This is a genomic window from Gordonia sp. SID5947, from assembly GCF_009862785.1.
Lineage (GTDB): Bacteria > Actinomycetota > Actinomycetes > Mycobacteriales > Mycobacteriaceae > Gordonia.
Genome location: NZ_WWHU01000001.1, coordinates 1,278,382 through 1,289,137, shown reverse-complemented (window position 1 = coordinate 1,289,137; position 10,756 = coordinate 1,278,382). Strand labels below are relative to the sequence as shown.

9 protein-coding genes and 1 pseudogene are annotated in these 10,756 nt (G+C 67.7%); 5 read left to right on the top strand and 5 right to left on the bottom strand.

Going from position 1 to position 10,756, the window contains the following annotated elements; all coding sequences use genetic code 11:
* Positions 1 to 23: 23 nt before the first annotated feature.
* Positions 24 to 704, bottom strand: coding sequence for a response regulator transcription factor (locus tag GTV32_RS06000; RefSeq protein ID WP_161059353.1), 681 nt, complete (start codon positions 702 to 704; stop codon positions 24 to 26).
* Between the two features lie 167 nt (positions 705 to 871).
* Between GTV32_RS06000 and GTV32_RS05995 the strand changes: the two genes are divergently transcribed.
* Positions 872 to 1,879, top strand: coding sequence for an acyl-ACP desaturase (locus tag GTV32_RS05995; RefSeq protein WP_161059352.1), 1,008 nt, complete (start codon positions 872 to 874; stop codon positions 1,877 to 1,879).
* A gap of 24 nt (positions 1,880 to 1,903) precedes the next feature.
* Here GTV32_RS05995 and GTV32_RS05990 read toward each other — a convergent pair whose 3' ends face one another.
* Positions 1,904 to 3,568, bottom strand: coding sequence for an AMP-binding protein (locus GTV32_RS05990; RefSeq protein ID WP_161059351.1), 1,665 nt, complete (start codon positions 3,566 to 3,568; stop codon positions 1,904 to 1,906).
* Between the two features lie 148 nt (positions 3,569 to 3,716).
* On the opposite strand from GTV32_RS05990, the gene cobA reads away from it, so the two are divergent.
* From cobA to GTV32_RS05975, 3 genes and pseudogenes are all read left to right on the top strand, one after another.
* Entirely contained in the window at positions 3,717 to 4,949 is a 1,233-nt protein-coding gene (gene cobA, locus GTV32_RS05985) for a uroporphyrinogen-III C-methyltransferase (protein ID WP_161059350.1), read from the top strand.
* 112 nt (positions 4,950 to 5,061) lie between these two features.
* Positions 5,062 to 6,572, top strand: a pseudogene (locus GTV32_RS05980) (DHA2 family efflux MFS transporter permease subunit).
* Between the two features lie 69 nt (positions 6,573 to 6,641).
* Positions 6,642 to 7,172, top strand: a complete 531-nt coding sequence (locus GTV32_RS05975; protein ID WP_161059349.1) for a pyridoxamine 5'-phosphate oxidase family protein — start codon at positions 6,642 to 6,644, stop codon at positions 7,170 to 7,172.
* Between the two features lie 9 nt (positions 7,173 to 7,181).
* Here the strand turns inward: GTV32_RS05975 and yaaA are convergent, their stop codons facing one another.
* Entirely contained in the window at positions 7,182 to 7,922 is a 741-nt protein-coding gene (gene yaaA / locus GTV32_RS05970) for a peroxide stress protein YaaA (RefSeq protein ID WP_161059348.1), read from the bottom strand.
* A gap of 102 nt (positions 7,923 to 8,024) precedes the next feature.
* On the opposite strand from yaaA, the gene GTV32_RS05965 reads away from it, so the two are divergent.
* Entirely contained in the window at positions 8,025 to 9,755 is a 1,731-nt protein-coding gene (locus GTV32_RS05965; protein WP_161062375.1) for a proline--tRNA ligase, read from the top strand.
* A gap of 15 nt (positions 9,756 to 9,770) precedes the next feature.
* Here GTV32_RS05965 and GTV32_RS05960 read toward each other — a convergent pair whose 3' ends face one another.
* Positions 9,771 to 10,205, bottom strand: a complete 435-nt coding sequence (locus GTV32_RS05960; protein ID WP_161059347.1) for a ferritin-like domain-containing protein — start codon at positions 10,203 to 10,205, stop codon at positions 9,771 to 9,773.
* On the bottom strand, positions 10,202 to 10,744 hold the full coding sequence (locus tag GTV32_RS05955) for a hypothetical protein (protein WP_161059346.1): 543 nt from the start codon (positions 10,742 to 10,744) through the stop codon (positions 10,202 to 10,204). Before GTV32_RS05955 ends, GTV32_RS05960 begins: the two co-directional genes overlap by 4 nt.
* Positions 10,745 to 10,756: the final 12 nt, after the last annotated feature.

Sequence of the window (10,756 nt, the reverse complement as noted above, 5' to 3'; positions counted from 1 at the left end):
CGTTCGCCCTGTCTACGGGGGTTTCACATCTTGCCGTCGCGCAGCTTGGTCGCCATCACGGCGACCTGCGTGCGGCGTTGCATGTCGAGTTTCGACAGGATGCGGGAAACATAATTCTTGATCGTCTTCTCCGCCAAGAACATCCGTTCGGCGATCTGGCGGTTGGTGAGTCCGTCGCCGATGTGGTTGAACACCTCGCGTTCCTGGGCGGTGAGGTCGACGAGAGGATCGGCGGCCGAGCCCTTGCCGTCGCGCAGCTTGGCGAGGAGAGCGGCCGTGCTGCGATCGTCGAGCAGCGAGCCGCCGCGCCCGACCGTTCGGACCGCAGCGACGAGGTCGTGACCGAGGATCTGTTTGAGAACGAAGCCGGACGCACCGGCCAGGACCGCCGCGAGCAGGGCGTCGTCGTCGGCGTAACTGGTCAGCATCAGGCAGTGCACCGACGGCTCCTGTGCACGCACGTCACGGCAGAGTTCCACGCCGTTACCGTCGGGGAGGCGCACATCGAGCACCGCGACATCCGGCTTGGTGGCGAGGATGCCGACCTCGGCCTCTCCCACCGACGCGGCTTCGCCGACCACCTCCAGGTCCTCGGAGGTGCTCAGCAGATCACGCAGACCGCGGCGGACCAATTCGTGGTCGTCGACGAGGTAGACGCGGACCGGTTGGTCCGGCGCACCGCCCGGTGCGGCATCGGCAGACATGCAGTCGACGGTACCGCAGGTCCAGACGACACGGCGGACATGAGCTTTGACGACCTGAGACCCAGTGGATCCGGGACTTAGTGCTCACGTGGTGACGACGTCGGACGCGCAGAGTTGGTTCACATCCGCGATGTGCGGACAGCAAGTGCGACCCATGAGGGAGAGCGATGACCAGCCTGATCAGTTCACCGGCGAGCCCAGAGACTTCGATGACCGGATCGGACCTGTTGCGGGAGTTGCTCCCGGTCTGCGAGACCGAGGTCGAGCGACACATGACGATGACCAGGGACTGGCATCCCCACGACTACGTCCCGTGGGACGACGGCCGCAACTTCGCCGCGCTCGGCGGCGCGGACTGGGATCCGTCGCAGTCCGCGCTGTCGGAGACGGCCAAGGCTGCCATGATCACCAACCTCCTGACCGAGGACAACCTGCCGTCATATCACCGCGTGATCGCCGACAACTTCAGTCTCGACGACGCCTGGGGCTTCTGGGTGGGTCGCTGGACTGCCGAGGAGATGCGTCACTCGGTGGTGATGCGCGACTATCTCGTGGTCACCCGCGGCGTGGATCCGGTGGAGTTGGAGCACATCCGGATGCAGCACATGACGCACGGCTTCAACCCGTTGCCCGAGGACGACGGTCAGCGAGATCACAGCTTCGACATGCTCTACGCCGTCAGCTATGTCAGCTTTCAGGAACTCGCCACCCGGGTTTCACATCGCAACACCGGCAAGGCCTGCGGTGACCCGATCGCGGACCGCATGTTGCAGCGCGTCGCCGCGGACGAGAACCTGCACATGCTCTTCTACCGCAACATCGTCGACGGTGCGCTCGACCTCGTCCCGGATCAGGCGATGGCCGCCATCTACGGCATCGTCTCGAATTTCCAGATGCCCGGCGCGACGATGCCCAACTTCCGCCGCAATGCGGTTCTGATCGCCAAGGGCGGTATCTACGATCTGCCACAGCACATGTCGGAGGTGGTGATGCCCGTGCTGCGCAAGTGGCGGATCTTCGAACGCGACGACTTCGGTCCGCTCGGTGAGCACTATCGGGAACTGCTCGACGGCTTTCTGGGAGAGATGACCGTCAAGGTGCGCAGGTTCGAGGAATCCCGTGAGCGCGCTCTGCTCCGACAGCAGGCCAGGGCAGGCGGAGTCGTCGAGCGCTGACGGGCCGGTCGGTCGGCGACTCCGTCAGACCGCCCGCGCCTGCGGAAGAAGTTCTGCCCGACCGTGTTTGCGGAATTCGTCGGCGAGCTCGTCGGCCCGGCGGGCGTCGAACGGGTGGTAGTCGCCGTCACGGAACTCGAAGATCGGATCGTCGGTGGCCCAGGCCGCACGTCGCAATGCGGGCTTGTCCAGTTTGCGGGTGGCGGTCAGGGGGAGTGCAGAGGTCAGTCGTACCAACGACGGCGTCCACTTGGTTCCGAGATCGGGCTGTGCGGAAAGGAACTCGGCGAAGGTATCTGGGTCGAAGTCATCGGCGGCCATCTCCAGGGCGATCATCACCCGGTCGCCGGTGCGGGGATCAGGGATGCCGTAAGCGGCAACACCTCGGGGACCGGGGAACCTGGATACGATCCGTTCGAGTGGCGCGGTGGCGAAGTTCTCGGAGTCGACGCGAATCCAGTCACCGGTGCGCCCGGCGAACCAGAAGACGCCCGCGCTGTCCCGGTATGCGAGGTCGCCCGACCAGTAGTCGCCGTCGCGGATCTTCTCGGCGGTGGCGTCGGGGTTGTTGTAGTAGCCCTCGAATCGGGCGCCGCCGCCGCGCGCGACGATCTCGCCGATTGCGTCCTCGGCGTTGGTCATGATGCCGTTCACGTCGAAAATTGCTGCACGACATGGAGTCCCATCGTTGTGCAGGATCTCCAGGCCCATCTCGGTCCGGGGGGCCCCGAGGGCCCCGGGCGGGGTGTCGGGGTCACGCAGGATGACGCATACCCCCTCGGAGGAACCGTAGGACTCGATGATCCGGCAGTTGAACCGCCGCGTGAATTCCTCGCGGTCGACGGCAGACGCCTCGGTCCCGAAGCCGAGCCGGAGGTCGGTGCGCGACTCGTCGGAAGACTCGGGTTGCGCCAGGATATAGGTCAGCGACCGGCCCACGTAGTTGAAGAACGTGGCGCCGAAACGCCGCACATCGGGGAGAAACCCGGAGGCGCTGAACCGGGGACGGATCGCGAACGTGCCGCCATGGGCGAGAATCGGCGCCCAGGCGCTCATCAGTGCGTTGCCATGGAAGAGCGGCATCGCGCTGTAAGCGACATCGTCGCGGCCGAGGCCGCGAACATTGAGTTCGCCGATCGCCGCGAGCCGTGCCGAACTGCAGATCACTGCTTTCGGCGCGCCCGTCGACCCCGAGGTGAACAGCAGCAACAGGTCGTGATTGACGCCCCGGAAGGCGCGGAAATCGTCGATACGAGCGTGACGATGCTCGTCGAGTACAGCGGCGTAGGCCGTGGAAGCGGTGTCGAGTATCTCGACGTCGCCGCAGTCGGCTACCAACTCACGGCGCGAGGCCCCGACGACGATCAGTCCACAGTCCGTCCGTGCGACGTCGGCGGCGAGTTCGGCGCCGCGGCGGGTCGGATTGACACCGACCACGGTCACCCCGGCAAGCGCGGCACCGGCGATGAGGAACAGGTACTCGGGGTCGTTGTCCATCAGGATGCCGACGTGCCACGGGCCGGACGCGTCGCGGGACAGTTCGCGCAGCGCTGCGGCCCGTACGGTCGACTCCGCGACGAACTCCCGCCACGTCCACGCGTCGTCACCCGACAACAGTGCGGTGCCCGGATCGTCGGCGCGCGCGGCGAGCAGATCGGCGATCGTCGTCGTGGTCGACGGTTTCGTCATCGGTCCACCCCTTTGTGACGTCGGTTACGTGACGGTGCCCCGCAACGTATCACCGTGTTCGCGTCGTTCGGACGGCACGACAGGCCCGGTGACCGGAGCGCCGTCCTCACCGCGAACGGCCGTGGTCCGGACGGTAGGCTCGTGGCTCATGTCGGCACCAGCATCCGCAGACGGCTCGTCGGGCGGTCACTACCTTGTCGGCCTCGATCTGATCGGTCGCAAGGTCGTTCTCGTCGGCGGGGGATCGGTGGCCCAACGGCGTCTGCCGAATCTCGTCGCCGCAGGGGCACGGGTGCATGTCGTGGCGATCGACCCGACTCCCGCGGTCGAATCGACTCCCGGTGTCACGGTGGACCGCCGCGCATATCGGGAGACCGATCTCGACGGGGCCTGGTACGTGATGGCTTGCACCGACGATCCAGAGGTCAACGCGCGGGTCGTCGCCGACGCCGAGGCCCGTCACACGTTCTGCGTCCGTACCGACGATGCGCGATTCGGCACGGCAGTCACACCGGCTTCCGGTCGGCATCGGGATCTCCAGTTCGGGGTCCTCGCAGGTGGAGACCACCGTCAGTCGGCTGCCTTGCGCGCGGCGATCGGCCGCGCCCTGGCGGAGGGGTCGCTGACCGTCGCCGACGATGCGCCCCACCCGCCGGGCGTCGCGCTGGTCGGTGGCGGGCCGGGCGATCCGGACCTGATCACCGTGCGGGGTCAGAAGCTCCTACAGGCAGCCGACGTGGTGGTGGCCGACCGCCTGGCGCCGCCCCAGCTGCTCGCCGAGCTGGGGCCGCAGGTCGAGATCGTCGACGCCGCGAAGGTGCCCTATGGGCGCGCGATGAAACAAGAGGCCATCAACGCCGTGCTGGTGGATCGGGCCAGGGCCGGGAAGTTCGTGGTCCGACTCAAGGGCGGCGATCCATATGTCTACGGTCGCGGATTCGAAGAGGTCCAGGCGTGCGTCGAGGCCGGGGTGCCGGTCACCGTCGTCCCGGGTATCAGCAGTCCGATCGCCGCGCCGGCATCGGCGGGCATCCCGGTCACCCATCGCGGTGTCACCCATGAGGTGGTCATCGCCTCCGGGCACGTCCCGCCCGGCCACCCCGATTCGCTGATCGATTGGTCTGCTGTCGCGCGCCTGCGGGGCACCCTGGTGCTGATGATGGCGGTCGAACGGGTCGACGTGTTCGCCGACGCACTGCTCGCGGGCGGAAAGCCGCCGCAGACGCCGGTTGCGATGATCGAGAACGGATCCCTGCCCACTCAACGTGTGCTGCGGACCGACCTGGTCAACGCGGCCGCCACCGCCCGGGAGCAGGATCTGCGTCCGCCGGCGATCGTGGTGATCGGCGACGTTGCCGGTTTCACCGACGCCATGCCCTGACGACCTGGCCGACCTGGACGTCTGTCCCTGACATCCGACCCTCCGGCGACGCCCGTCATCTGGCCAATGGCGATTGGCATATTCCACTCCGGGGGCGGTAGCGTCGGGCTTTATGTCCGCACCGGAAACGTCGAGCCCCGGGCACACCGCCGTGCCGGAATACCGCAACGTCTTCGGTCCGGCGATCATCGTCCTCAGCGGGATGCAACTGCTGATGGTCCTCGACGGCACCGTCGCGGCGCTGGCGCTGCCGCGAATCCGTGACGGACTGCAACTGTCCGAATCCGGCGCGAACTGGATCATCAGCAGCTATGTGCTCGCCTTCGGGGGCTGATGTTGCTCGGCGGGCGGCTCGGCGACACCTTCGGTCGCAAGCGGATGTTCATCATCGGCGTGGTCGCGTTCACCGCGACATCCCTGTTGTGCGGTCTCGCGTGGAACGAACCGAGCCTGATCATCGGTCGCGCCTTGCAGGGCGCGTCGGCCGCCATCGCCGCACCGACCGCGATGGCGCTGGTCGCGACCACGTTTGCCCCGGGTAAGGCCCGCAGTCAGGCGTTTGCGATCTACGCCGCGATGACCGGCGTCGGGTCCGTCGCCGGTCTGATCCTCGGCGGGGTCCTCACGCAGGTGTCGTGGCGGCTGGTGTTCTTGATCAATGTGCCGATCGGGGTGCTCGTCGCCGCAGGCGCACTCGCGGTACTCCGCGAGTCCCAAGGTGAGCGACTCTCGCTGGACGTGCCGGGGGCGATCCTCGCGACCCTCGGCTGCTCGTTGCTGGTGCTCGCGGTCAACGAGGGCCCGAGCGGGTGGGCCCGCCCGGTCGTCGTCGGCTCGTTCATCCTGGGCGCACTTGCGCTGATCGCCTTCGTCTTCGTGGAGCGGCGGGCCAGCAACCCGATCCTGCCGTTTGTCATCTTCGAGAACCGCAATCGCGTTGCCGCGCTGGCCGCGATCTTCCTGGCCAGCATGATCATGATGTGCATGGCGGTGTTCATCTCCCTGTACCTGCAAGGCATCCTCAAGTACTCGCCGATCCAGAGCGGACTCGCCGTCGTCCCGTTCGCATTCGGGCTCGGGGTGGCCGCCGCGATCGCCTCGAAACTTGCCTTGATGATCCAGCCGCGATGGCTGGTGCTGGTGGGCGGCGCGATCATCCTCGCGGGCTGTCTGTACGCGTCGTCGATCGCCACCGGTACCCCCGGATACTTCCCGAGCATCGCGCTACCCGTCGTCGTCATCGGATTCGGTGTCGGTTTCGCGGTCATCCCCCTCACGCTGGCCGTGGTGGCGGGTGTCGGGCCGACCGAGATCGGCCCGCTCACCGCGCTCGCACAGGTCGCGCAGAATCTCGGTGGAGCCATCGGACTCGTCGCCGTCGGTGCCGCCGTCACATCACGGGCATTGTCGGAGGGCGGGACCACCCGTCCTGTCGAGGAGATGAACCCGACCGAGCTGGCTGCCCAGGCGAGTGGATACGGCCTCGCGTTCGCTTGCTGTGCGGGCATCGCGGTGCTCGCCGCGGTCGTAGTGCTCTTCATGCGGTTCACCCCCGAGGAAGTGGCCGAAGGGCAAGCCGCCCAGGAGGCCGCGAACGCGTCTCTCGACGTCGACGAGCACTGATCGACGGAGGCGAAGCCCGGCCACGACCGGAGACGATGACTTTTCTCCGAAGAGCCGGTCATCCCTTGTATGAGGACGAAGAATCTGGCGGACCTGTACGAACTCGCGGAGCTCGATTGGGACCCGATCGCCGCGCGACTCGACGAGGGCGTGTCACAGGTGCCCGGGACCGGCGGACCCGACCGCCACACGTGGTGGCTGGCGACCATCGACGCCGACGGACGTCCTCACGTGGCCGGGGTGGGTGCGCTCTGGCATGACGGTGCGCTGTGGTTCGAGACGGGCGCTGCCACCCGCAAGGGACGCAACGTGGCCCGCGATCCCAGATGCACGATGTCGCTCGCGATGGGCGAATACGACCTCGTCGTCGAGGGGGAGGCGCACCGCGTCGCAGACCCCGACGTCGTCGCCGATCTGGCCGTCCTGTGGGCTGTCGACTGGCCGTGTCGCGTCGACGAGAGCGGGATCGCGCTGACCGCGGATCTCAGCGCCCCGTCGGCGGGCCCACCGCCCTGGCACGTCTACCGCGTCACTGCGCACGCGGCCACTGCGTTGCTGACGGTGGCTCCGGGTGGTGCCACCCGGTTCACGTTCGACTGAACGTGCCGGTCAATCGGTGACGACGACGATCGTGTGGGCGTCGGCGATCTCCACCCGCTGACCGGCGTCGGCCAATACCGCGGCCAGCGTGTCGATGTCCCGTACGTTTCGTCGGGTCCGCACCAGCTCGCGGGCCATCAGTCCCTTGTAGTGCTTGTTGAAGTGGCTGACCACCTTTCGGGCACCGTCAGCCCCCTCGGTGACGACCGTGGCCGTCACCGCCCCCCGAATCGGGCCGAGCTGTTGGTAGATGCCGGACCGTAGGTCGACCACGAAATCGCCGACGCCCTCGAGGGCCGCGGACAGGTCTGGCTTCCACACGGACGCCAAGGTCGGCATGCCCGGGAGCTTCGACCCGCCCGACAAGCGGTACGCAGGGATCCGGTCCGGTGCGCGAACCACTCCGAACAAGGCCGAGCCGACGGCGAGGCGGTCGGCGGCCTTGGTCTTACCGGCGCGGGTCAGCGATCCATGGTCGAGCGCGTCGTAGAGCACGCCCGTATAGCGCTCGATCGCGGGTCGGGTAGGCGCGAGCCAGAGGTCCGCGTTGCGGTCGATCTCAGAGAGCTGGGTGCGGCCGAGTCCGAGCGCCTCCCGGCTGGCGTCGAGGTCGCCTGCCAGATCGACGATCGCCTCCGCGATGCGCTTGCGGATCGGATTCAGGTCGGTGAACGACAGGGTGTCCAGATCCAGTGGAGCGCCTCGCCCGCCGTCGGATTTGGTCTCGGAGGGAGGCAGGATGACGAGCACCGCAACACCTTATCGGTGCGGGACGGTCGGGCCGGGAACAGTCCCATGCCGCAAGGCTGTGCCCTGAGGCTCCCGACTAAGGTGAACCCCGTGATCACACGGATGTCGACCCTGTTCCTGCGCACTCTCCGCGACGATCCGGCCGACGCCGAGGTGCCCAGCCACAAACTGCTGGTCCGGGCGGGTTACGTCCGCCGCACCGCCCCCGGCGTCTACAGCTGGCTGCCATTGGGGCTGCGCGTGCTCAAGGCGGTCGAGAACGTCGTTCGGGAGGAGATGACTGCGATCGGTGCGCAGGAGATCCTGCTGCCCGCGCTGCTGCCGCGCGACCCCTATGAGTCCACGGGCCGGTGGACCGAGTATGGCGACAGCCTGTTTCGGCTCAAGGACCGCAAGGGCGCGGACATGCTGCTCGGCCCGACGCACGAGGAGTTGTTCACCCAGCTGGTCAAGGGCGAGTATTCGTCGTACAAAGATCTGCCGGTCATCCTCTACCAGATCCAGACAAAGTATCGGGACGAAGAGCGGCCCCGTGCCGGCATCCTGCGCGGCCGCGAGTTCGTCATGAAGGACGCCTACTCCTTCGATCTCGACGACGACGGTCTCAAGGCGTCCTACAACGCCCACCGGGAGGCGTATCAGAAGATCTTCCGCCGCCTCGAGGTCCGCTACGTGATCGTCGCCGCGACATCTGGGGCGATGGGGGGCAGCGCGTCCGAGGAGTTCCTCGCGGAGAGCGAGGTGGGCGAGGACACATTCGTGCGATGCATCGAATCGGGCTATGCGGCAAACGTCGAGGCGGTCGTCACACCCGCACCCGAGTCGATCCCGTTCGACGGTCTGCCCGCGGCCGAGGTACACGACACGCCGGACACGCCGACCATCGAGACGCTCGTGCAGTGGGCGAACGCGACCCTCGAGTCGACCTACGGTGCGTCCGACACGTTGAAGAACGTGATGGTGAAGATTCGCCGGTCGGGCGGCGATTGGGAGATCACGGGTGTGGGTGTCCCGGGAGATCGCGATGTCGACATGAAGCGCCTCGAGGCCGCCGTCGAACCGGCCGAGGTGGAGTTGCTCACCGATGAGGATTTCGCCGCGAACCCGTTCCTGGTAAAGGGGTACATCGGCCCGAAGGGTCTGGCGGCCAACGGGATCAAGTATCTCGTGGACCCCCGTGTGGTGGACGGCACGTCGTGGATCACCGGCGCCGACGAGCGAGGGAAACACTATGTCGGACTGGTGGCCGGTCGCGACTTCACACCCGACGGCACGGTGGAGGCGGCCGAGGTGCGCGACGGTGATCCGTCGCCCGACGGCAAGGGTTCACTGGTGTCCGCCAAGGGCATCGAGATCGGCCACATCTTCCAGTTGGGCCAGAAGTACACCGACGCCTTCGACGTCGACGTCCTGGGCGAGACCGGCAAGCCGGTCCGCCTCACCATGGGTTCATACGGTGTGGGGGTCTCGCGGCTCGTCGCGGTGATCGCCGAGCAATGCCACGACGAGAAGGGTCTGCGGTGGCCGCGGTCGGTCGCGCCGTTCGGTGTGCATCTCGTGATCGCCAACAAGGACGATGCCGCGATCGCCGGCGCGCACCAGTTGGCCGAAGACCTCGACGCGGCCGGGCTGTCGGTCCTGCTGGACGACCGCAAGGCATCGCCGGGCGTGAAGTTCAAGGATGCCGAACTGCTCGGGATGCCCGTCGTCGTGGTGGTCGGGCGCGGTTATGCCAACGGCACCATCGAGATTCGCGATCGGTTCACCGGCGAGACCACCGAGGTCGCCGTCGGCGAGGCCGTGCCGACGGTCATTGCGGCCGCCCGCGGCTGAGCGGACCGCGGACGATCAGCCGGGACGCCCGGGGAAGGCGACCGTCGCCGGTGAGATCCGCACGGCGACCCGCCACGTGCCCGCCCGCACCGACGAGTCGCTGAGCCCGTCGAGTCCGAGCCGTCGGACGGCGCCGTCCTCGGCACGTTCGATGAGCGCGCGATACGCGACGGTGCAGTCGACCTCGGCCATGAGGAGTGCCTTCACCGCCGAGACCGAATCGTCGACGGTCAGCGGCAGCGTGTAACCGGCGGCCGACTCGGGAACCGTCGCCTTGGCTGCATCCAGTGCCGCCGCGAGCTCGTCGCGACGGGCCCGGTGGGCTGCGGCGTACTCGGCGACGGTGTCGCGCCGTGCGGCGGAGACGAAGGCCGTGGACACTCCGTAGGTGAAGATCGCCGCGTTCTCCGCGTCAACTGCCGCGGCGAGTGCATCGGTCGTGGCTGTCATCCGAGTTGCACCTCCACCATGCTGGTCACCGACGCACTGACGGCACCGGCGAGGCCTGCGGAATACCCGCTCAGATCGACGCTCGCGGCGCCTGCCGTGCGGGCAGACCGCGCGAGCTGTGTGCGTAATGCGTCGACGGTGGTGGCGGCCGGCGCGGGCGTCGGCACCGGCGAACTGCCCGGAGAGGCAGACGCGGCGGGCGATGACGCTGCGCCGGGTGTGGCGGCGATCCGTCCGGCGGTCTGCTCGTCGAGGCGGGTGATCTCCTCACGAAGGACTCGGGCGTGCTCACCGCGCTGCTCGGCCACGACGCCGAGCGCATTCGCGTACTCGGGTGTCCGCGGCGCCAGCGCCTGAGCCGCGGCCTGGTCGGCGAGTGCCGCATCGGCGAGGGGCACGAGTGCCGCCGCGGTGATCTGCTCGGGAGACGGTCCGCTGTCACAGGCCGACACCGTTACCGCGGCGACGGTCCCGACGGTCACGGCGATGCCGCCGCGCAGAACCGCACGGCGCGTCAGAGGGGAGGTCACGCGACACATGATGCCAGTAGA